We start from the raw sequence: 21,201 nt of genomic DNA, 5'->3' as shown, positions 1-21,201 counted from the left end.
GGTAAAACATGACGCACTCTGACAGTGAAGAAATGCTTACTGGCCGTTGCCACTGCGGGAATGTCACATTAACCATTCCCTACCCTTCAAAAACAGCCACAGAATGTAACTGTTCCATTTGCTCACGTTACGCTTCCATTTGGGGATATTTCAAACAGTCGCAAGTCACTCTCACGGTAAAAGAGAGCGGCGTGGAAAGCTACAGTTGGGGAGATAAAGAGATTCTCTTCTACCATTGCAAAAACTGTGGTTGCATTACTCATTATTCATCAGCGAGCAAATCTGACAACGATCGGCTCGCTGTTAACTACCGCATGTTTAAGCCAGCTCTGCTAAACAGTATCAAAATTCGACATTTTGATGGCGCTGACAGCTGGACCTACCTTGACTAAAAATGTATTTCAGACGGTCTGATGTCATTCGATATCAGACCAGTAGCACAAATTTAGTGAGGCACATCCCGTTTTAAAACTACATCCTGTTTGGTGATTGCATTTCTAATGTGACATGAGTATAAATTGAGCAAATAATAATCATAAGCCCTACAACAATAATAAGTACGCGACGTCTTTTAACTACAAATCTCGTCAAACGCTAGGTGTACATTTTTGAATTATTTTTAGGGTGCTCAACACAATGCGTATTAATCAACCTGTTACACAAAAAGAAGTTCTTTACCCTCCTCATTACAACTTACTCTCTATTACTCAACCCAATAGTCATATCACTTATGCTAGCGAAGAGTTTTGTGAAGTTGCCGGATACAGCCTAGAAGAGATGGTAGGTCAACCTCATAACTTGGTTCGCCATCCGGACATGCCAGAAGCGGCATTTCAGGACATGTGGTCACATTTAAAAAACGGCCAATCTTGGATGGGATTGGTTAAAAACCGAACTAAATCTGGTGATCACTACTGGGTTGATGCTTTTGCTTCTCCAATTATTGAAAATGGTAAGACTGTTGAATACCAATCCGTCCGCCTGTCACCTAATCGCGAGCATGTTGAGAATGCGGAAAAGGTGTACTCGCAAATCCGTGCTAACAAAACGCCCTGGCAGCTCAAGTTACCTAGAACGCGCTTATGGCAGCGTATGACAGTAGGATTTCTTGGCGCCGCAGTCATTGCAGCCGCAGTAGATCATTTCTTGACTGGTGCTGGTGTCCCAATGATGCTGCTACTGAGTATCGTGACCAGCTACAGCTTAACTCGTCGTTTAGAAAGAGTAACGGAAACGGCGCGTAAAGTGTTTGATAACCCATTAATGGAACTTGTTTACAACAAGCGAGTGGATGACATTTCAGAAATTCAGCTTGCGCTGAAAATGCGTCAATCTGAATTAAACGCGGTAGTAGGTCGAATTCAGGACTCGAATTTGCAATTGGTTGAAGCGGCAAAAGCATCATCCGTAAACTGCAACCACACTGCTGACAACCTAGATGGTCAAGCGCGCGAAACTGAACAAGTGGCTACCGCTATTACCGAAATGAACTCGACAGCCAACGAAATTGCAAATAACGCGCAAGCCGCATCAGCAGCCGCAAACAGCGCCCAGACAGCTGCGAGTGAAGGCATGGATTCTGTCGAAGATACTGTGGGTTCGATTATTCAGTTAGCCAAACAGCTAGATTCTGCTACCACTGTTATCGAAAAACTCTCTGCCCAAAGTGCAACCATCGGACAGGTTATAGAAGTCATTCAGAGTGTTTCGGATCAGACCAATCTTCTTGCGCTAAACGCTGCAATTGAAGCAGCACGAGCAGGAGAGCAAGGTCGCGGCTTTGCCGTAGTTGCTGATGAAGTCCGCAAACTGGCGCAACGCAGTTCAGAATCCAGCAGTGAAATACAAAATATTGTTCAAACCATTCAGAGCAGCACACGCGAAGCGGTGGAAGCGATCAGTCAAGGTAACTCGCTTTCACAAAGTTGTGTGAACAGTGCAAATGAATCTGGTGACAAACTTAAAGCTCTGCTGGCGCAGATGGCCGATATTGCTCAAAGAAACGAACATATAGCGACAGCAGTAGATGAAATGGCACGGGTAACAGAAAGCATGAACGTAAGTGTGCAGTCTATCAGCGACGGTTCAGCCGCTACTTTATTGCTAGCAAATGACACCCATGAGCAGTGTAAGGCACTGGTTTCTAACCTAGCTTCACAAGGTGTACTTGTTAAACAGTTCCGCCGTTTATAAGACATGAACTCTTTTCAAAGCGTCTCATTTGAGGCGCTTTTTCTTTATCTGACCTATTAGTTGGCTTTTCAAGGTACCAATAGCGGCTACATTGGCTCATAATAAACGTCATTAACATTCTCAAAACAACTAAGATCATAATTCACTAATGAATCCTCCATCATTATCTAATCAGCTATTTCAAATGACTTGGCCGATGCTTTTTGGCGTCCTGTCACTAATGAGCTTTCAGTTAGTCGATAGTGCATTTATCGGTCAACTTGGTGTTTTGCCGCTTGCTACGCAAGGCTTCACTATGCCATTGCAAATGGTGATTATCGGCGTTCAGGTCGGTCTAGGCATTGCTACAACAGCTGTAATCTCCAAGGCTTTAGGGGCTGAAAAGACACGATACGCTAAACAGTTAGGCGGTTTAGTATTGGCAATGGGTAGCGGTTGCGTCGCTATCTTCGGTCTGCTCATCTACGCACTTCGATACCCTATTCTTTCATTGCTTGATGCTCCTGAAACCATCTATTTGATTATTGATGTCTATTGGATTTGGTGGGCCATCAGCGCGTGGACAGGCGCAGTTCTGTATTTTCTTTACAGTGTCTGTCGTGCCAACGGAAATACTATGCTTCCGGGCACCATGATGATGGTGACCAGCGTATTAAACCTTGTGTTGGACCCACTGTTTATCTTTGTGTTCGATCTCGGCATTAATGGCGCGGCAATCGCAACCATTCTGGCATTCGGCATCGGTGTGGCCGTTGTTTTACCAAAAGTTTATAACAAGCACTGGATGAGCTACGAATGGCATGATCTGGATATTGTCGCTAGCGTGAAATCTATCGGGCATATCATGGGGCCAGCAATGCTGAGCCAATTGTTACCACCGCTTTCCTCTATGCTGGCAACTAAACTACTAGCAAGCTTTGGCGCGACAGCGGTTGCAGCGTGGGCGCTGGGTTCACGTTTTGAATTTTTTGCTATCGTTGCGGTATTGGCGTTGACTATGTCAATGCCACCGATGATCGGCAGAATGTTGGGCGCAGGAAAGCTCGCGGATATCAGGAAGCTGGTGAATATTGCCATTCGCTTTATTCTGATTTCCCAACTCGCTATTGCGCTGATTACTATCGTGCTATCCACGCCTCTGGCATCACTGATGACCAGCGAAGCGAGTGTCGAGACTATCTTGAACTGGCACTTAATGATTGTACCGTTAAGCTTAGGTTCGCTAGGGGTTTGTATGCTGATGGTGTCAGTGTCCAACGCTTTGGGTAAGTCTTACATCGCTTTAACGATTTCAGCATTAAGGCTGTTTATCTTCTTCCTGCCTTGTCTATGGATAGGTTCTGAGTTCGGCGGATTACAAGGTCTGTTTATCGGTGCCTTTATCGGTAACTTATTGGCTGGCAGCACCGCTTGGTGGGTATATCAAAGAACTTTGAAACAGATAGAACAGAACTATACGCTTCAAACTTCCTGATCAAAAAAGGCTCTCAATTGAGAGCCTTTTCTTCATCTATGCACTTATGCATTAGCCTTTACGACGTTTTTCTACCGCATCAGCAAGTTGACGCAATACAGTCTCGGTATCATTCCAACCAATACATGCATCTGTAATCGACTGGCCGTAAGTCGGCGCTTGACCATCGACTAAGTCTTGGCGACCTTCAACAAGATGTGACTCAATCATCACACCGAAAATTGCGTGTTCGCCACCAGCGATTTGTGCACTCACATCTTCGCTTACAACCATTTGACGTTGGTATTGTTTAGAGCTGTTTGCGTGGCTGAAGTCAATCATCACTTTTTGACGCAGACCAGACGCTTCCAGCTGGTTCTTGATGTCACTAACATGTTCAGCGCTGTAGTTTGGCTCTTTACCACCGCGAAGAATGATGTGGCAATCAGGGTTACCTGCTGTTTCAACAATCGCTGAATGACCAAATTTAGTGACTGATAGGAAGTGGTGTGATGACTCAGCTGAGCGAATCGCATCAGAAGCAATTTTAATGTTGCCATCAGTACCGTTTTTAAAACCAACCGGACATGAAATACCAGAAGCCAGTTCACGGTGTACTTGTGATTCAGTCGTACGAGCACCGATAGCGCCCCAGCTAATTAAATCAGCCACGTATTGCGGAGTGATCATATCTAAGAATTCACTCGCAGTCGGCATACCCATGTCTGTCAAATCAAGCAATAGCTTGCGACCCATGCGTAAACCGTCATTAATCTTGTAAGTATCGTTAAGGTATGGGTCGTTGATCAGACCTTTCCAACCCACTGTTGTACGCGGTTTTTCAAAATAAACACGCATCACAACTTCAAGTTGACCACTTAACTCATCACGCAGTTTCTTCAAACGCTTACCGTACTCGATCGCCGCTTCTGTATCGTGGATAGAACATGGGCCAACAATAACGAGTAGTCTGTCATCTTCGTCATTCAAAATGTTGTGGATTGCTTGGCGCGCTTGAAACGTTGTTGAAGAAGCAACATCAGTCGCTGGAAATTTTTCTAATACGGCAACTGGGGGTAATAATTCTTTAATTCGTTTAATATTTACATCGTCGGTTTGATACATCGCTTACTTCTTCCTATTTTGCTTTGCTGCTGGTGCTATTGAACGGTGAATAGCAAATCCTTTGGCAGTCTCGTTTCCTCAGTCCGTAACTTAATCTACCTAGGCAGACATGTGCAACCATTATTTTAAATAAAATGCAATATGCAGAAAATATTTACAAAATAGAAATGGTGTAACTTAATTTTTACACCCGTAATGACTGATGAAGAATAACGTGGTTTGCTGTGCCAAATAGCGCTTTTCTTGGTCTGACAAACTGGATTTAACCCCCATAACTTGCGGCCAGAAGCAACCACCTTTAACTAGGCTGTGCAACTGACCATTAGCGAGATCAACATCCTGAATATCAAGGTTTTTTAACGAAATCTGATGTTTAAGCCAACTGAGGATCTGCCCCTCTTTTTTTGCCATCAGTTCAGATTGTTCAATCAACTCATCGGGGCGATAAAGATAGTAGCCGAGTACCACTCGCGCTAGGTCGATATACTCATTTGACGACAGAATTTCTATTTCGCTGTAAAGCAATTGTTCTAACTGCTCTTCCATTGGCAGTGACATTAGCTGATCAGAATCGACAAGGTTAGCCGTTGCACTCCACAAGTCTGCCAGTAAGGTCATGATCAGCACTTCTTTTGACGAAAAGTGGTTATACACGGTGCGCTTGGAAACCTGCGCTAACGCCGCAATCTTATCCATACTGGTGCTTTGTGCCCCGAACTCTCGGAAAGCTTCCTTTGCTGCCAACAATATCGCTTCACGTTTTAGTTCACTTCGAGTTTTCTTCATCACTGTGTTCTGCATATGTCTTGAAAAATAATTCTGACAGCAATATTACACTACTCAGTTTACTTTTCATCAAAAATACGTAAACTACACCGTATAGTTTACTTTAAAAGTTCTAAGAAACGTCACAAACGTTTCATATCTCTATTCGATCATAGAGCTCAGAAGTAAGGAAACTTTTCACTTGGCTACAGGAGAAAGACAATGAATACAGTTGAAAACAATCAAGTCTCAGATACAGCAGCACTTGATGGCAAATTTGCTAACCACGAAGTGGATAACAAAAACAGCATTCGCGATTTCTTAGCTATCTCTTGGGCTTATCTGACTGAGAAACACGAGGATACAGTGCCAAAAAAGCCGATTCCGGTGCAAAGTATCACTAACGAACAGCTGGAAGTTGAAAACGATGATGTGGTCTATCGACTTGGTCACTCTTCGATTTTGATGAAACTCGATGGTCAGTGGATCCTTACCGACCCTGTCTTCAGTGACCGCGCTTCACCGGTGCAATGGGCAGGACCAAAACGTTTCCACCAGCCACCCATCTCCATTCAGGATCTGCCAACCATTGATGTGGTGTTAATCAGCCATGACCATTACGATCACTTAGACAAAGCCGCTGTAAAAAGCTTGGCGAACAAAGTTGACCATTTTCTCGTTCCCTCAAAAGTGGGCGCTTTATTGCAGAAATGGGGCGTACCTGCCAGCAAGATTCAGGAATTTAGTTGGTGGGACAGTGCGAACCGAGGTTCTGTTGAATTTGCTTTCACACCCACTCAACACTTCTCTGGCCGAGGCTTGACGGATCGCAATCAGACCCTCTGGGGAAGCTGGGTTATTCGCAGCAGCAAAAAGTCGATTTTCTTTAGTGGCGATTCCGGCTATTTCAGTGGATTTAAAGAGATTGGCAATAAATACGGCCCTTTCGATTTAACCATGATTGAGACTGGCGCTTACAACAAACTTTGGTCTGAAGTACATATGTTTCCTCGCCAAAGCTTACAGGCGCACATCGATCTGAAAGGCAAAATGATGATGCCAATCCACAACAGCACTTTTGATTTGTCTATGCACCGTTGGTATGAGCCACTTGAGAAAGCATCTAATCTCGCAAGATCTTTAGGCGTTACTTTGGTCACGCCTGTTATTGGTCAACGCATGTCGTTAAATGAATCATTTCAATCGGTAAGATGGTGGGAACAACTTGAAGTGGAAATGGAAGCAGAGCCATCAGTACAAAACTGTTTTAACTCCGCCTCATAAACTTCTCATTTCACTACTTACACGAAGTAGTGATCGAGCAGCAGCGCAATAAACAACATCATCAAATGATAAATAGAGTATTTGAACGTGGTGATGGCTGACTGCTCATCTGAGCGATATTTCAGTACCCATGCTGAATAAATGAACCCTATGCTCAAAATAGTGGATGCAACAAAATAAAGCACCCCGCTCATTCCCACCAAGACTGGCAACAAACAGACGATTGCCAGTAATACTGTATAGAGCAGAATCGACGTTTTAGTGTATTCCACGCCGTGCGTCACCGGCAGCATAGGGATATCCGCTTTGGCATAATCTTCTTTGCGATGAATCGCCAAAGCCCAGAAGTGAGGCGGTGTCCAAATAAAGATGATCATCACCAATAACCAAGCATGACCGTGCAGTTCATTGGTTATTGCTGTCCAGCCTAATAGTGGCGGCATTGCTCCGGCCAAACCAGCAATCACAATATTCTGCGGTGTTGCACGTTTAAGATAAACGGTATAAACCAGCGCATACCCCAACAAACTGGCAAATGTCAGCCAAGCGGTCAGTGCATTTACCCCAGCATAGAGCACGACAAATCCCGCGATTCCAATCGCCGTAGCAAATGCAAAAACTTTATAAGCTTGAATATCTCCAGAAGGTAGCGGACGACGATACGTTCTCGCCATAATCGCATCGATTCTTCGGTCAATCAGATGATTGAACGCTGCCGCAGAGCCTGCCATCAAGGCAATGCCACTCAACCCCAATACCACCGCTTGCAAAGGAAGCGCGTCTGGCTGGGCTAAACACATTCCGACCAGAGCGGTAAGCAGCATCAATGCGACCACTTTAGGTTTGGTCAGAGTCCAATAGATTCTCCAACGAGAAGGAGATACGGCGATACCAGATGCGACAGTGACCGACTTATTCATGGGAAACACTCCTTGTTGTAACTTTAGAATTGGCTTTAGCGTCAATGATTGCTTGGCTCACAGGCTGAGAAGACCACAATCGATAGTTGCATTTGAGTACTGCAATCATGAGCAGTACTGCGCCCAAATTGTGCATAACTGCAATCGTTAAAGGCAGATTGAAAACCACATTGCTGACGCCGAGAACAACCTGAACCAAAAGCGCGCCTAACAACATTTTCGATAGAGAAAGCAGGCCGACTTTCCATAAACGAAACGCTAACGCTGAAACGACTAAGATGGTCAAGATAGCGCCAAACCGGTGCGATACATGGATAGTCAGCCTTGGACCGTACTCCAGAACGCCGAACTCATAACTGTCATGTCCGTGATGAATCAAAGTAAAGGCTGTTTTGAAATCCAGATAAGAGTGCCAGTTACCTTCACATATTGGCAGACTGCTGCACATCAAAGCCGCGTAGTTAGACGATGTCCAGCCACCAAGCATGATCTGCCCGACCACCACCGCCATAGTAAGTACCGCCCCGAGCTTAAGGTTCGAAGAGAAAGGCAGTGCTGATGAACTTATAAGATCTCTGTTTTCAGGCGCTGACGTCCGTTGTAACTGCCACAACAGTAACCACAAACTGGCGAGCAAGGTGAATCCCCCCAGTAAGTGCCCCATCACTACTATCGGCAGCAGCATCATGGTTACCGTCCACATACCGAGTAAGGCCTGAAAAATCACAACTGCTGCAATCATCAGAGGCAGAGCTATCGCCACAGGTCGAGTTTTAATACAGAGAAAAGTGATTAAAAACACCACCAGCCCAAGAATGCCTGCAAAATAACGATGAATCATTTCCGGCCAAGCTTTATGCGGCTCCACATCGAGATGAGGGTATAACAGCTCTGCTTTTTCCAGCGCTTGGGAAGATTGCGGAACCGTGAAGTGACCGTAACAACCCGGCCAGTCAGGACAGCCCAATCCAGCATCGGATAAACGAGTATAAGCACCCAATGCAATTACGGTCAGCGTTAACAACAGCGCAAACTTAACTAATCGAATTAACCCTGTATTGGAATTGGTCATGATCCACCTCACCCAACGCGAGAAAGTTTGAGCAACTTGCGTAAATCCGCCAGCACACTTTTACTTTGCATCACTAGTTGCGAAGGGTCCGTTTTGGGGTAATGCATAACCAGTTGACCAAGCGGATCAACAATCACAATTTCAGAGCTCTCAATAGCCGCTATAAAAGCTTGATTGATCGCCAATTTCTCAACGGAGATGTGCTCAACGCTTTGGATGTCACTTTCAGGTTCAATCAGTAATACCGGTTCAACTCTGCCCTGCTCTTTGCCCAGTGCAGTATGACTTTGCATCAGCATATAGATATGCTGTTGGCACTGCTCATCGCACTGTTTGGGAACCACATACCCTACGCGCCAAAGCTTATCCTGTGTTAAAGTTCCTAACCCTAATGAACTCAAAGTAATTCTTGGTTCAATCAACACACCTTTATTGGTCACTCCTGACTGATACCAATGGTTAGTTAAGACCGTCTTTGCCACTACGGCAGGAAGCGCAAAGAAAAGCACAATCGCTAGCAACATCAAACGCCCTTTGGTCTTTGAATTCATCATGGCCTCCTTGCTTTAAAAGCTCTGACACAGATAAGCAAAACAATGATTAACAATACGGCTGCCATGGCAAACCACTGCACGGCATAGCCAAAATGCTTTTCCGCACTGAGAGGAAAAGGAACCCATGGCTGCGCGTATGGCCAGTTCTTTTCCTGTGGTTGAAACAGAGCAGGCAAAATGGGTTCTCCCAACCACTGAGAAAGCTGCTCAATGTTTAGGTTCTGAATACGATGCGGCGTCTCGCTTTCAATATTCAAATCCGAACTCAGTGGATTGTGGGATTTTTGGTACAGACGCCCAACTAACTCTTGAGGCTCAACAAGCCAATTAACCTCCGGCAAGACGCGTCTATCGTTGGTTGCTGCAACAAAGCCCCTTTCGATCAACATCCAGTGCCCGTTTCGCTCTTTTGCAAGTTGGTAAGCCAGATAGCCAACTTTTCCCTGATAGGTTTGGTTGTCGAGCAGAAACGTCATGTTGCTGACTGGCGAGAAAGAAACTCTTACCTGCAAACCCGTCAAATCTGAGACTGGATACCTTTCTAAAGCCATGCCTAAAGATATCGGTTCCATCTGCTGACGAAGCAACAGCTCCTGCTCAAGCGCCTGTTTTTCTTCGCCACGCGACAATTGCCAGAAACCCAATTTGACCAATAACAGAAACACAACCACAGTTAAAACAGCACCTAAGATTACTTTCATAGACAACACTCGACTCTTTAGAGGATCAGACATGCTGCCACTTGTTGTAAAAATCATTTTGGTTCTGTTTCTGCTATTCATCATATTCAACCTTGCTCGCGCCTTAATTCAGATGGTTAGAGAACCCAATGATGACGATGAGCGCCCGATGAGCTATTACCTTGGGCGACGCCTTATATTTTCAGCTTTCGTCGTTATATTGCTCATTTTTGCTCTCCTCAGCGGCTGGCTTCACCCCAACCACACACCTTACTAAAGCGTTAACTCTGTGCTTATAAGACATAGACAAAGACAAACAGACACAACCACACCACATCGACAAAGTGCCAATACCAACTACCCGCCTGGAATGCGAAATGATCTTTGGGCGTGAAGTGGTCTTTCGCGATACGCGCAAGCAGCACAATTAAAAACAGTGTGCCGAGGCAAACGTGTAAGCCGTGAAAACCCGTGAGCATAAAGAAGGTGTTACCATACACGCCAGATTGCAGAGTCAGTCCCATTTCCTGATAAGCGTGAGCATATTCAACCCCTTGGAAATACAAGAAAAATCCAGCAAGAACGATGGTAATTTCCAGCCATACAATCAGTGCCATACGGTGATTTTTCTCTAAACTGATGTGTGCCATGTGCAAAGTAATCGAAGACATCAGCAGAATAATGGTGTTTTTGAGTGGAATCCCCTGCCAAGGCATGGCTTGTACCGTCTCCCCTGCTGGCGTTGTAATCAGTGGCCATATCGCTTCAAAGCCCGGCCACAACAGTTCGTTGGTCATGGCATTGTTGCTGGCACCACCTAACCAAGGGACAGCCACCATTCGCGCATAGAACAGAGCACCAAAAAATGCACCGAAGAACATCACTTCCGAAAAGATAAACCAGCTCATTCCCTGACGAAATGAACGTGCTATTTGTTTGGAATACAACCCTGCTAATGATTCACCAATTACATTACTAAACCAGCCCGCCAACATGCTGAGCAGTACAATAAAACCGATAATCAAAATGGCTTTGCCAAAGACACTTCCCGCACCACCAGTGCCAACATATTGCACTGTTAAACCTGCCCCCACCGCCACCAAAAACAGAGCTACAGCGCCGATAATCGGCCAACGACTTTGAGCCGGAACATAGTAAGAATCGTGTTTAGTACTCATAGATTTGCTCCTTGCGTTGGTGCGCCGTTCACGTGAGCACTTTGGCTTGTTTTGACCAGTTGAGGCTCTGTTTTTTCCGTTATGTTGTACAAGGTATAGGAGAGCGTGAGGGTATGAATGGAATCGGGAATATCCGGCTCGATATAAAATATCAGCGGCATCTCAGCATCTGCCTTGGCCGACAGTGGCTGCTGATTAAAACAGAAACACTCGATTTTATTGAAGTAACTGGCACCTTGCCCCGGAGATACCGAAGGAACCGCTTGACCGACAAGTTCGTCATTGGAAAAGTTGTTAGCTAAAAAAGCCGTTTGTATCACCTGCCCAGGATGCACGTCCATGTGCGAAACTTTAGGTTCAAATTTCCAAGGCATGCCATTACTGACATGTGCCATAAACTGAACGCGAATCGTGCGCGATTCGTCTACCACCATGGTTGTCGGTTGAACTGCCGCCACTTCGTTGGTTTTCCCATTGATGCCTAGTGCTTTACACATCACGTCGTACAAAGGCACCAAGGCAAAACCAAACCCGAACATCAGCACAGTACCAATGGTCAGTTTTATTATCAGTTGTCGATTCTTGCTTTTAAGTGATTCGTTGTCCATTTTTCACGCTCCTAATCCACCCAACTATTCCACTTTGGGTGGTGTAGAGAATGTATGGTGCGGCGCAGGGCTTGGAACCGTCCATTCCAATCCTTCAGCTCGTTCCCAAGGTTTAGCCGATGCAGGTTTTCCTCCCCGCACACACTTAATCACAACCCACAAGAAGATCAGTTGTGATAAACCAAAGGCAAAGCCACCAATCGAAACAATCTGGTTTACGTCGGCGAACTGAATCGCGTAATCAGGAATACGTCTTGGCATTCCCGCCAAACCCAAGAAATGCATCGGGAAAAACAACACATTGACCGAGATAACAGAACACCAGAAATGCCACAGACTGAGGCGCTCATCGTACATATGCCCTGTCCATTTCGGCAGCCAGTAATAAGCCGCCGCCATAATCGAGAACACAGCACCAGAAACCAGAACATAATGGAAGTGCGCCACCACAAAGTAGGTATCGTGATACTGGAAATCCGCAGGCACAATTGCCAGCATCAGCCCCGAGAATCCACCTATGGTAAACAGCACAATAAAGGCAATGGCGAACAGCATTGGCGTTTCAAACGTTAGCGAACCTCGCCACATGGTCGCAACCCAGTTAAATACTTTTACCCCTGTTGGTACGGCGATCAGCATGGTGCAATACATAAAAAACAGCTCGGCAAACACCGGCATACCAGTGGTAAACATATGGTGAGCCCAAACCAAAAATGAAAGCAGCGCGATACTGCTGGTTGCGTAAACCATCGAATGATAGCCAAACAATTTTTTGCCACTAAAAGCAGGAACGATGGCAGAGATAATGCCGAAGGATGGCAGAATCATGATGTACACTTCAGGGTGACCGAAGAACCAGAAAATATGCTGGAACATCACAGGGTCGCCACCACCAGCCGCATCAAAGAAGCTCGTACCAAAATACTTATCGGTCAAAACCATAGTGACCGCCCCAGCTAACACTGGCATCACCGCAATTAAGAGAAACGCGGTGATTAACCAAGTCCAAACGAACAACGGCAATTTAAACCATGTCATACCCGGCGCTCGCATGTTGACTATGGTCACGATGACGTTAATCGCCCCCATAATCGAGCTGATGCCCATAATATGAACCGAGAAGACAAACAATGCGGTACTGTCTGGGCCATAGGTTGTCGATAGCGGCGCATAGAATGTCCAACCAAAGTTAGGGCCACCACCTTCCGTAAACAGAGATGCAAGGAGAATTAAAAAGGCAAATGGCAGAATCCAAAAACTGAGGTTATTCATCCGTGGTAAAGCCATGTCCGGTGCGCCAATCATTAGAGGCACCATCCAGTTTGCAAGCCCTGTAAATGCTGGCATTACGGCACCGAACACCATAATCAAGCCGTGAACAGTGGTCATCTGATTGAAAAAGTCAGGTTCAACCAGCTGTAAACCGGGTTGGAACAACTCAGCACGAATCACCATTGCCATTGCGCCACCAATCAAAAACATGGTGAAGCTGAACCAGAGATACAAAGTGCCTATATCTTTATGGTTGGTTGAATAGATCCATCTCCCTAGACCTTTAGGTACGTGATGTTCATGTTCACTTTCGCCATGATCAACGGAACCGGTATCTGGATTCGAGATATCAGCATCCGCCATTGGAGCCGATTTTTCCTTGTGAATCATTGTCCTTGTCCTCCATTACCCGATTGACCAGAAGCTCCAGCGCCTAGTGACTTAAACGCATTAATATCGGATGCTTGAACCGCATCGCCAGTGTTGTTGTCCCAAGCGTTACGTTGATAACTGATCACCGCAGCCAACTCTTGATCACTCAACTGGTTGCCGAAGGCCTGCATTGCTGTTCCCGAACGACCATTAACAACCACGTCAAGATGAGCGCTTATATCTCCCGTTGCCACAGGACTACCTTTGATGGCGGGAAAAGCACCCGGTATACCTAAACCTGTTGGCTGATGGCAGACAGCACAGCGATCCATGTAAACTTTCTCACCCATAGCCATCAGCTCATCCAACGACATTGAACTTTGCAGTGCTTTTTCCGCTTCTTGTCTGACGGCTGCAATTTCGGCTTTTTTATCCGCGAGCCATTGATCGTATTTCTCCGGCTCCATTGCCTGAACCACAATCGGCATAAAACCATGGGCTCGTCCACACAACTCCGCACATTGACCGCGATAAACGCCCGGTTCATCAATGCGCGTCCAAGCTTCATTGATATATCCCGGAATGGTGTCTTTCTTAACGGCAAAAGCCGGAACCCACCAAGAGTGGATCACATCATCAGATGTCAGTAAGAAGCGCACTTTACGTTCAGTCGGCAGAACCAAAGGCTGATCCACTTCTAAAAGGTAGTGAGCGCCTTTGGTCTCATCGCCCTGAATTTGTTTTTGCGATGTCGCCAAAAGACTGAAAAATTCCACGTCTTGCTCAAAATAGCTGTAATGCCATTTCCATTGTGAACCGGTGATCTTGATAGTGAGGTCAGATTGAGAAGTATCTTCCATCGCAACTAAAGTTTTCGTTGCGGGAATCGCCATGGCGACCAAGATAATGATTGGGATAATCGTCCAAATAATTTCGACTTTGGTACTTTCGTGAAAATGAGCCGCCACCGCTCCCTTCGATTTGCGGTGCTTAAAAATGGCGTAGAACATGGCACCAAAGACCACGAGAGCTATCGCGACACATATATAAAAAATAAGCATGTGTAGCTCATACACCTTACCACTAATTTCGGTAACACCCGGTGTCATGTTTAATGCTCGTTCTGCAGAAAAAACCTGTGGGGAAAAGCTGAGTAACAGCCCAACCATTGGCAGCCACAGATCGGTTACAAATCTTCTCAAGAGCTCTCTCCTCTGCTTCGCTGTACTTCAACACATGGAACGTGAATCGACACAAACAGCAAATTTGACTCAATTGTTACATTTGTTAATTTTTTGTTATTTCAAAATATTAAGTAAAGGCTAGTTAGGGTTTTAGATTTGTTCAAGAAAATATCAAAACAGTTTGATAAAAGTGGGTTGTCAAAAACTGTCCTAGAATAGTTTTAAAACTCATGAAGATATTTAAATCTAACGACTGGCGTCTGTTGACCTAAGGTTTAATACAAGTTTTAGCGATTGCGCACTCATAAATGAGAATAAATATCAATTATGCTGCGTGCTCAAATTAATACACAAGGTGGCAATCATGATGGAAAAAGTCACACAATGGTTATCAGCAGATCCTGATCCTAAGACTCGGGAAGAACTGCAATATCTGATTGACCATAAAGAATATGAAGAGTTAGAAGACCGCTTTAAATGCCGACTCGAATTCGGTACAGCAGGTCTGCGAGGAAAAGTAGGTTGTGGTCCAAACCGAATGAACCGTTTAGTGATTCAACAAACCGCTTTAGGTCTTGGTGAATACCTAGTGAAACACGTCGAGAATGCCAAACAGCGTGGCGTGGTGATCGGCTATGACGGCCGCACAGATTCCAAATCCTTTGCGCATGACACAGCCGCAGTTTTAAGTGCTTTAGGCATAAAGGTTTACTTAACCCATAAAGTGGCGGCTACGCCAATTGCGGCCTTTGGTGTGAAGCATTTCAACGCGGCGGCGGCAGTTGTGGTGACAGCGAGCCATAATCCGCCAGAGTACAACGGATTTAAAGTCTACTGGGAAAACGGCGCGCAAATCATTCCTCCGCACGATTCTGGTATTGCACAAGAGATTGATATTGCAGCGACCCGCGTGATTCCTTTGATGCCGCATTCCGAAGCTGAGCGCCAAGGTCTGCTGGTTTGGTTACGTGATGATTACTACCAAACTTACCGTACAGCGATAAACAGTAATCCTCTGCTTTCTCATCATACCGACCCAAGCAGCATTTCTATTGCTTACACGGCAATGCATGGTGTCGGCGCAAACATGGCGGAAGATCTTCTCCATGATGCAGGCTTTAAGAAAGTGATGAGTGTAAAAGAGCAACGCGAACCAGACGGTACTTTCCCAACCGTTAACTTCCCTAACCCAGAAGAAGCGGGCGCGATGGATATGGTGATTGAACTGGCTGATTCGATCTCAGCGGAACTTGCTTGCGCTAACGACCCAGATGCTGACCGTTTTGCTGTTGCGGTACGCAAACCCGATGGAAGTTACCAAATGCTCACAGGTGACCAGGTGGGTACTCTTTTCGGTCATTACTTGCTTAGTAAAACCGATGCAAAATCCCAGTTAGTGGGTAATACCATTGTCTCTTCCAGCCTGTTAAGCAAAGTGGCAAAAACGCATGGTGCGAAGTACTACCAAACACTGACTGGCTTTAAATGGCTGACTAACATTGCAATGCAAGAGCAAAGTGATGAACACAAATTCCTGTTTGCTTACGAAGAAGCACTTGGTTACACGGTCGGTAATACCGTTTGGGACAAAGATGGTTTATCCGCTTTGGTCGCTTTTGCACAACTAGCAGCAGAACTCTACAGCCAAGGCAAAACGATTTGGGATCAACTTGAAGAGATCTACCGCGAGCATGGTATGTACATTAATGCTCAACGTAGTATTGCGCTTGACCCTGATTACCCGCCAGTGGGTGAACTGCTTCGAGCAGATCCTCCGAAAAAAATTGCTGGTAAGAAAATTTTAGTTACCGAGGATTTAAAACACTCTGTGCGCACAGACAGCAATGGAAAAACGCAGACAATCAACCTGCCTAGCAGTGATGTGCTGATCTACCACTTAGAAGGCGGCTCACGCGTTATTGTTCGCCCTTCCGGCACAGAACCGAAACTCAAATGCTACTACGAGGTGGTTGGCAGTTTCGCTAAAAACGAGAGCTTTGCGAGCGCGCAAGAAAGGGCAGAAGAACAAATGTCACTGCTGATCAGTGAGCATCAGAACAGCTTGAGATAAACGTCACCGAGCTATCAAACAGTGATAAACCAAGAGACAAAAGCGAGTTCGGTTTTGTCTCTTTTCATATCAGGTATCTGAAGCGCAATTATTGAATAGTGTCGCCAACGTTTCTGGCTATCATCAACACCTCATCTGCTGAATACAGATTGGAAATGGTGCTTTCTACTTCAGCGCCTAATGTCTTTTTGTATAACTGCTGGGCAAAATTATCTGCTCTTGTGGTAACGAGCACATGCTTGAGCACTGAATCCTGCTCAGCCAATTGCTGCTTAACCAACGGCAAAGATTCCAAAATTAACGCTTTTGCAACTCCTTGTCCCTGGCATTCAGGCAGCACAGCCAGTTGCTCTAACTCCAATACAGCTTCCGGTCTAAAGCCGCTTTTCTGAACCCAAATAATATAACCCACCACTTTGGACTCTGGTTGCTCATCGAGCTCGGCAACATAGATCATATATCGAGGGAAAGCCTTTAAGTTACACTGTAGCCATTCAAACGAACGACGTTGTCTGGTAAAGGCTGATTGGTGAACCAACGCGGCTTCAGACAAATCACCTTCCTGCATCAAGCGAATAATCACTTTATCTCCTAGTTCGGTTAAACTGCATCCGTACCAAAATTCGGCATACCTTTCTTGAGCTAAAACTTGAGCATAATCCTGACATTTAAAGCTTATGAATGAAGAACACATAAGACCACTAAATCCAAAATTAACTTTGACAGACTCAAGCTTTAGACAAAATAATAATATTGAATGATAAATATAACTATTATTTACCTAGACAAGATTTAGGTAACTCCCCCACTAGAGATCGGCGCTTAAACAAAGCTAAGGTTACTATGTTTTTTAATAAGTCACTTCAAAAAGAAAACCAAGAATTAAAAGAGAAACTTTATCCACTTGAACAAGTTCGAGAGAGCCTTGATGAGGACATGTTGAGGTTAACGTTAGATCCTCAAGGTAAAATTATTTCCACTAACGCTAATTTTGAACAAGAGCTTGGAATTAGACTTGAGACAATATCAGGCTCTCACCTCACTTCCTTAGTCCCAGAGAAAGCGAAGAAAACTAAGCATTTTCAGAAACTAAAAAGCGCATTAGAGCAGAAACATCACTGGAACGGCGCATTACAAATTACTAAGGCAAACCGTCAGGAAGCATGGTTGCGCATCATTTTGCAGCCGATCTTTGACATGCAGAAAAAACTGCTTCGTTTTTCTGTTTATGCCACAGAGTTAACTCGAACCATATCAGCCTCCAGAGAGCATGAAGATATGCTCAAAGCGATAAACCGTTCAATGGCGGTTATCGAGTTTTCTCTAGATGGCACCATACTTCGTGCTAATGAGAATTTCTTGAAAACGATGGGATACAAAAGCGAGCAGATCGTAGGTAAACATCACCGAATTTTCTGTGAAACGACGGAAGCTAACTCAAAAGAATACGCAGAGTTTTGGAAAAAACTGGGGCGAGGCCAGTTTGTATCGGATCGTTTCAAACGTGTCGATAACTATGGGCACGTGGTCTGGCTAGAAGCTTCCTACAACCCTATTCATGATGACGCTGGTGAACTTTATAAAGTAGTTAAGTTTGCAACTGTTATCACAGAGCAAGTTCATCAGGAGATGGCTGCTCAGGAAGCTGCACAAATAGCGTTCAACGTATCGGAAGAAACCGGACACCAAACAATACAAGGACAAGAGGTTATTACCGCCATCATCGCTAAGATGGATAACTTAGTGCGACAAATGAAGCAGGCAAGCAAAGATATCGAAGCACTGAATGAGCATTCTAAAAGCATTAGCGATTTGGTTGGCAGCATAAGCGGTATCGCTGATCAAACTAACCTGTTGGCGCTTAATGCAGCAATTGAAGCGGCGCGTGCTGGTGAACAAGGTCGCGGCTTCGCTGTGGTAGCAGATGAAGTTCGTCAACTTGCTTCAAGAACCAATAACACAACCGAAGAAATTGTGAGCGTCGTGGCTGAAAATATGAAACTTACCGCAAAAGCAGTTGAACTCGTTACAGTGTGTCAATCTCAAGCAGGCGAAGCTCTGGATCTATCAACCCAAGCAGGACAAGTAATAGAGCAAGTAGAGCAAGGCGCCATTCGCGTCGTTGAAGCGGTTCGTCAGTTCAATCAGCAACTGTAAGGCCTAGTCATTAAAAAAGGTCTAGCTAAACTAGACCTTTTTATTGGAATGTTGTCACTATCAATATCGCATAGTGAGGAAGCAAGTTTAGTGAATAGGTGCTTCGTTTTTCGCGTTAAATTTCCCAAAGTGCTGTTCCAGAATTTCTGGAGTTAGCTTACCTTCCGCTTCCAAACGCTTAAGTTCTGCGACTATCGCTTTCTGTTCTTCAATACTTGGTAATGAAACTTCTGCCTCGTTACCTGCTTCTTGAGTCATCTGCTCTAGTTCTTTTTCAAAATCGCTCATTATTCTTACCTAAACTTCAAAGTTCTAAATATCAAATACTGGGGAGAAGTTTAACCCAACTCCCCTGCAGGATACTAGAGCTTAAAGCTACCAACCATCTTATCTAGACGTGCTGAGAGTTCACGAAGCTCTTGGCTTGCGCCTGCAAGCTCTTCGGCCGTGCCCGTTGTGATCTCGTTGATAGAGTTAATTTCTTCAATGTTCATGTTGATGGTATGAACCACGGTTGACTGTTCTTCTGTTGCCGTTGCCACCTGTGTATTTCGGTCTGAAATATCGTGGATACGCTCGGAAATACCGATCAGTACTTGAACCGCTTCATCAGAAGAAGAAACACCTTCCAGAGTTACTGACTTGCCTGCTTCCATCGCAGAAACCGCGTCTTTAGCGTCGCTTTGAAGCTGGTTAATCATCTTCTGAATTTCTTCGGTAGATGCTGCGGTGCGGCTTGCGAGATTACGAACTTCATCAGCAACAACCGCAAAGCCTCTGCCTTGCTCACCGGCACGCGCTGCCTCAATGGCCGCGTTTAGCGCTAGTAAGTTAGTTTGATCAGAAATGTCGCGGATAACATCCAATATTGAACCGATATTTTGAGTGGTTGACGCAAGCTGGCTAACCACCTGACCAATGTTTTCAATATCATCTGCTAGGCGAGCAATCGCATCTTTCGCTTGATTCACCACAGTACGACCCACTTCGGTGTTCGATGTCGCTTGGTTCGCTGTTTCAGCTGCGGTTGCTGCGTTTGAAGCGATTTCACTAATGGTTGCGCCCATTTGGTTAATGGCCGTTACGACCTGAATCGTTTGGTCACGTTGCTGCTGACTGTTGTCATGCGTGGTATGCGCTTTAGTAGACACCGTTTCTGCCGCTTCTTGCAATGCATGACTGGTTGACGCCACTTCTTTCATCGACTGATGAATCTTCTCGATAAATCCGTTAAAGCCAGAAGAAAGTTGTGCAATTTCGTCGTTACCCTGAACTTCGATTCGTTGAGAAAGGTCACCATCGCCTTTGCCTAAATCAGTAAAGCGAATCGCAATTTGACGAATTGGGTTTGCAATACTGCTCGCCAGAATCAAGCCCATCGCAATAAAGATGGCTGCAACAATAATGGTCGTGATCAACATACGGTGAGCAACATCGTTTAAGTCTGCGAACACTTCGTTCACTGGCACAGTACCCACTACGAACCAGTCCATAGACTTCACGTAATAACTCGCAACGAACACATCAACGCCATCATGTTGTGCCGTAATCAAGTTGAAACCAGATTTGTTAAGCAAATTTTTCGTCTCAGCGCCAAACAACTGGCTCAGGCTAGACTTAGCTTTCGATTTTTCACGGTGAATCTGCACCTCGCCTTTCGCGTCGGTAAGGAACACATAGCCCGTTTGCTCAATCTTGTAGCTGTTAAGCAACTTCACCATGTCATCCATCGATTTAGATAAACCTGACATAGTATCGCCGTTCACATCTTGGAAGTTAGCGAACATCTTCACTTCGCCCGTTGCTTCTTGGAACATGCTCACCATGGTTGGATTACCAGAGCTCACAAAACCATAGAACCAACCATCTTGTTGCTTGTTCAGCTCACGCAGGAAACCATTTTGGTTCCAGTAGTATGCTGTTTTGCGGTTCGCCACAGACGCATCGTTCAATTTGAACTGAGTACGGATGTTGTTTAGCTGCTTAACCAACATAGCTTCATCACCAGAATCAATGTTCTTAGTGGCAATCGCTTTCTTAATAAATTCACTGTGAGTGATCTGTTCGGCAGCCAATAGCAGTTGTGTCACTTCGCTATTCACTGAGCTGCTGATCTGTTGAAGCATAGACGGAAGCTCTATGTCCACCAATCGGTGCTCCAATACGTCTCTTGCCTGACGTTGTGCCATTACCCCGACAATAATTGTTGAGGCCAATACCGCAAAGGTAATACCTGCGACTACCTTTGTCTTAATACTGACGTTACTAAATTTGAGCATCTATTCTTTACCTATTTGGCGATTTATTTTTAAC

Annotated in this window: 20 protein-coding genes; 7 read left to right on the top strand and 13 right to left on the bottom strand. The window is 45.1% G+C overall.

Features of this window, described 5'->3' with window-relative positions; translation table 11 throughout:
• Positions 1-8: 8 nt before the first annotated feature.
• The 3 genes from AAGA51_RS16425 (at position 9) to AAGA51_RS16415 (ending at position 3,667) form a co-directional block, all read left to right on the top strand.
• Entirely contained in the window at positions 9-392 is a 384-nt protein-coding gene (locus AAGA51_RS16425) for a GFA family protein (protein WP_042481179.1), read from the top strand.
• Positions 393-636: 244 nt separating this feature from the next.
• Positions 637-2,193: a methyl-accepting chemotaxis protein gene (locus tag AAGA51_RS16420; RefSeq protein ID WP_042481182.1), complete on the top strand. Its 1,557-nt coding sequence runs from the start codon at positions 637-639 to the stop codon at positions 2,191-2,193.
• 148 nt (positions 2,194-2,341) lie between these two features.
• A complete protein-coding gene (locus AAGA51_RS16415; protein ID WP_042481186.1) occupies positions 2,342-3,667 on the top strand; it encodes an MATE family efflux transporter in 1,326 nt (441 codons plus the stop codon).
• Between the two features lie 51 nt (positions 3,668-3,718).
• Here AAGA51_RS16415 and aroG read toward each other — a convergent pair whose 3' ends face one another.
• On the bottom strand, positions 3,719-4,771 hold the full coding sequence (gene aroG, locus AAGA51_RS16410) for a 3-deoxy-7-phosphoheptulonate synthase AroG (RefSeq protein ID WP_042481189.1): 1,053 nt from the start codon (positions 4,769-4,771) through the stop codon (positions 3,719-3,721).
• 177 nt (positions 4,772-4,948) lie between these two features.
• The gene (locus tag AAGA51_RS16405; protein ID WP_042481192.1) at positions 4,949-5,557 is read right to left on the bottom strand and encodes a TetR/AcrR family transcriptional regulator; all 609 of its coding nucleotides are present in this window, start codon (positions 5,555-5,557) and stop codon (positions 4,949-4,951) included.
• Positions 5,558-5,758: 201 nt separating this feature from the next.
• Here AAGA51_RS16405 and AAGA51_RS16400 point away from each other — a divergent pair, with 201 nt between their 5' ends.
• Complete coding sequence (locus AAGA51_RS16400) at positions 5,759-6,820, top strand: MBL fold metallo-hydrolase (protein ID WP_042481196.1); 1,062 nt, start codon at positions 5,759-5,761, stop codon at positions 6,818-6,820.
• Between the two features lie 17 nt (positions 6,821-6,837).
• Here AAGA51_RS16400 and cyoE read toward each other — a convergent pair whose 3' ends face one another.
• The 4 genes from cyoE to AAGA51_RS16380 are packed head-to-tail and all read right to left on the bottom strand — an operon-like array spanning position 6,838 to position 10,067.
• A complete protein-coding gene (cyoE, locus tag AAGA51_RS16395; protein ID WP_042481199.1) occupies positions 6,838-7,740 on the bottom strand; it encodes a heme o synthase in 903 nt (300 codons plus the stop codon).
• On the bottom strand, positions 7,733-8,812 hold the full coding sequence (locus tag AAGA51_RS16390; protein WP_042481201.1) for a COX15/CtaA family protein: 1,080 nt from the start codon (positions 8,810-8,812) through the stop codon (positions 7,733-7,735). The genes cyoE and AAGA51_RS16390 overlap by 8 nt, the downstream gene beginning before the upstream one ends.
• An 8-nt stretch (positions 8,813-8,820) precedes the next feature.
• Positions 8,821-9,366: a hypothetical protein gene (locus AAGA51_RS16385; RefSeq protein ID WP_042481204.1), complete on the bottom strand. Its 546-nt coding sequence runs from the start codon at positions 9,364-9,366 to the stop codon at positions 8,821-8,823.
• The gene (locus AAGA51_RS16380) at positions 9,363-10,067 is read right to left on the bottom strand and encodes an SURF1 family protein (RefSeq protein ID WP_255209351.1); all 705 of its coding nucleotides are present in this window, start codon (positions 10,065-10,067) and stop codon (positions 9,363-9,365) included. Before AAGA51_RS16380 ends, AAGA51_RS16385 begins: the two co-directional genes overlap by 4 nt.
• A 31-nt stretch (positions 10,068-10,098) precedes the next feature.
• On the opposite strand from AAGA51_RS16380, the gene AAGA51_RS16375 reads away from it, so the two are divergent.
• A complete protein-coding gene (locus tag AAGA51_RS16375) occupies positions 10,099-10,323 on the top strand; it encodes a DUF2909 domain-containing protein (protein WP_042481210.1) in 225 nt (74 codons plus the stop codon).
• Positions 10,324-10,339: 16 nt separating this feature from the next.
• Here the strand turns inward: AAGA51_RS16375 and AAGA51_RS16370 are convergent, their stop codons facing one another.
• The 4 genes from AAGA51_RS16370 to coxB are packed head-to-tail and all read right to left on the bottom strand — an operon-like array spanning position 10,340 to position 14,645.
• Entirely contained in the window at positions 10,340-11,224 is an 885-nt protein-coding gene (locus tag AAGA51_RS16370) for a cytochrome c oxidase subunit 3 (RefSeq protein WP_042481213.1), read from the bottom strand.
• Positions 11,221-11,832, bottom strand: a complete 612-nt coding sequence (locus tag AAGA51_RS16365; RefSeq protein WP_042481218.1) for a cytochrome c oxidase assembly protein — start codon at positions 11,830-11,832, stop codon at positions 11,221-11,223. Before AAGA51_RS16365 ends, AAGA51_RS16370 begins: the two co-directional genes overlap by 4 nt.
• 24 nt (positions 11,833-11,856) lie before the next feature.
• Positions 11,857-13,467, bottom strand: a complete 1,611-nt coding sequence (gene ctaD / locus AAGA51_RS16360) for a cytochrome c oxidase subunit I (RefSeq protein WP_255209357.1) — start codon at positions 13,465-13,467, stop codon at positions 11,857-11,859.
• A gap of 23 nt (positions 13,468-13,490) precedes the next feature.
• A complete protein-coding gene (coxB, locus tag AAGA51_RS16355) occupies positions 13,491-14,645 on the bottom strand; it encodes a cytochrome c oxidase subunit II (protein WP_415679598.1) in 1,155 nt (384 codons plus the stop codon).
• Positions 14,646-15,024: 379 nt separating this feature from the next.
• Between coxB and AAGA51_RS16350 the strand changes: the two genes are divergently transcribed.
• Positions 15,025-16,731 carry a phospho-sugar mutase gene (locus AAGA51_RS16350; RefSeq protein ID WP_042481226.1) on the top strand — a complete coding sequence of 569 codons (1,707 nt, stop codon included), beginning with the start codon at positions 15,025-15,027 and terminating at the stop codon, positions 16,729-16,731.
• 88 nt (positions 16,732-16,819) lie between these two features.
• Here AAGA51_RS16350 and AAGA51_RS16345 read toward each other — a convergent pair whose 3' ends face one another.
• A complete protein-coding gene (locus tag AAGA51_RS16345) occupies positions 16,820-17,299 on the bottom strand; it encodes a GNAT family N-acetyltransferase (protein WP_042481589.1) in 480 nt (159 codons plus the stop codon).
• Between the two features lie 275 nt (positions 17,300-17,574).
• Here AAGA51_RS16345 and AAGA51_RS16340 point away from each other — a divergent pair, with 275 nt between their 5' ends.
• A complete protein-coding gene (locus AAGA51_RS16340; RefSeq protein ID WP_042481229.1) occupies positions 17,575-18,888 on the top strand; it encodes a methyl-accepting chemotaxis protein in 1,314 nt (437 codons plus the stop codon).
• A gap of 87 nt (positions 18,889-18,975) precedes the next feature.
• On the opposite strand, the gene AAGA51_RS16335 is transcribed toward AAGA51_RS16340, so the two are convergent.
• The gene (locus tag AAGA51_RS16335) at positions 18,976-19,176 is read right to left on the bottom strand and encodes a chromosome partitioning protein ParA (RefSeq protein WP_042481231.1); all 201 of its coding nucleotides are present in this window, start codon (positions 19,174-19,176) and stop codon (positions 18,976-18,978) included.
• A 74-nt stretch (positions 19,177-19,250) separates the two neighbouring features.
• The gene (locus AAGA51_RS16330) at positions 19,251-21,167 is read right to left on the bottom strand and encodes a methyl-accepting chemotaxis protein (RefSeq protein ID WP_042481234.1); all 1,917 of its coding nucleotides are present in this window, start codon (positions 21,165-21,167) and stop codon (positions 19,251-19,253) included.
• Between the last annotated feature and the right edge of the window lie 34 nt (positions 21,168-21,201).

It is taken from the genome of Vibrio diazotrophicus (genome assembly GCF_038452265.1).
Classification (GTDB): Bacteria; Pseudomonadota; Gammaproteobacteria; order Enterobacterales; family Vibrionaceae; genus Vibrio; species Vibrio diazotrophicus.
This window is presented reverse-complemented; position numbering and strand designations above follow the sequence as displayed.

Coding starts and splice junctions, on each gene's coding strand:
- AAGA51_RS16425 (WP_042481179.1), top strand. CDS start 9: ATGACGCACTCTGACAGTGAAGAAATGCTTACTGGCCGTTGCCACTGC.
- AAGA51_RS16350 (WP_042481226.1), top strand. CDS start 15,025: ATGATGGAAAAAGTCACACAATGGTTATCAGCAGATCCTGATCCTAAG.
- AAGA51_RS16420 (WP_042481182.1), top strand. CDS start 637: ATGCGTATTAATCAACCTGTTACACAAAAAGAAGTTCTTTACCCTCCT.
- AAGA51_RS16385 (WP_042481204.1), bottom strand. CDS start 9,366: ATGATGAATTCAAAGACCAAAGGGCGTTTGATGTTGCTAGCGATTGTG.
- coxB (WP_415679598.1), bottom strand. CDS start 14,645: ATGGTTGGGCTGTTACTCAGCTTTTCCCCACAGGTTTTTTCTGCAGAA.
- AAGA51_RS16345 (WP_042481589.1), bottom strand. CDS start 17,299: ATGCAGGAAGGTGATTTGTCTGAAGCCGCGTTGGTTCACCAATCAGCC.
- AAGA51_RS16415 (WP_042481186.1), top strand. CDS start 2,342: ATGAATCCTCCATCATTATCTAATCAGCTATTTCAAATGACTTGGCCG.
- AAGA51_RS16390 (WP_042481201.1), bottom strand. CDS start 8,812: ATGACCAATTCCAATACAGGGTTAATTCGATTAGTTAAGTTTGCGCTG.
- ctaD (WP_255209357.1), bottom strand. CDS start 13,467: ATGGCGGATGCTGATATCTCGAATCCAGATACCGGTTCCGTTGATCAT.
- aroG (WP_042481189.1), bottom strand. CDS start 4,771: ATGTATCAAACCGACGATGTAAATATTAAACGAATTAAAGAATTATTA.
- AAGA51_RS16365 (WP_042481218.1), bottom strand. CDS start 11,832: ATGGACAACGAATCACTTAAAAGCAAGAATCGACAACTGATAATAAAA.
- cyoE (WP_042481199.1), bottom strand. CDS start 7,740: ATGAATAAGTCGGTCACTGTCGCATCTGGTATCGCCGTATCTCCTTCT.
- AAGA51_RS16330 (WP_042481234.1), bottom strand. CDS start 21,167: ATGCTCAAATTTAGTAACGTCAGTATTAAGACAAAGGTAGTCGCAGGT.
- AAGA51_RS16370 (WP_042481213.1), bottom strand. CDS start 11,224: ATGAGTACTAAACACGATTCTTACTATGTTCCGGCTCAAAGTCGTTGG.
- AAGA51_RS16335 (WP_042481231.1), bottom strand. CDS start 19,176: ATGAGCGATTTTGAAAAAGAACTAGAGCAGATGACTCAAGAAGCAGGT.
- AAGA51_RS16405 (WP_042481192.1), bottom strand. CDS start 5,557: ATGAAGAAAACTCGAAGTGAACTAAAACGTGAAGCGATATTGTTGGCA.
- AAGA51_RS16380 (WP_255209351.1), bottom strand. CDS start 10,067: ATGAAAGTAATCTTAGGTGCTGTTTTAACTGTGGTTGTGTTTCTGTTA.
- AAGA51_RS16375 (WP_042481210.1), top strand. CDS start 10,099: ATGCTGCCACTTGTTGTAAAAATCATTTTGGTTCTGTTTCTGCTATTC.
- AAGA51_RS16400 (WP_042481196.1), top strand. CDS start 5,759: ATGAATACAGTTGAAAACAATCAAGTCTCAGATACAGCAGCACTTGAT.
- AAGA51_RS16340 (WP_042481229.1), top strand. CDS start 17,575: ATGTTTTTTAATAAGTCACTTCAAAAAGAAAACCAAGAATTAAAAGAG.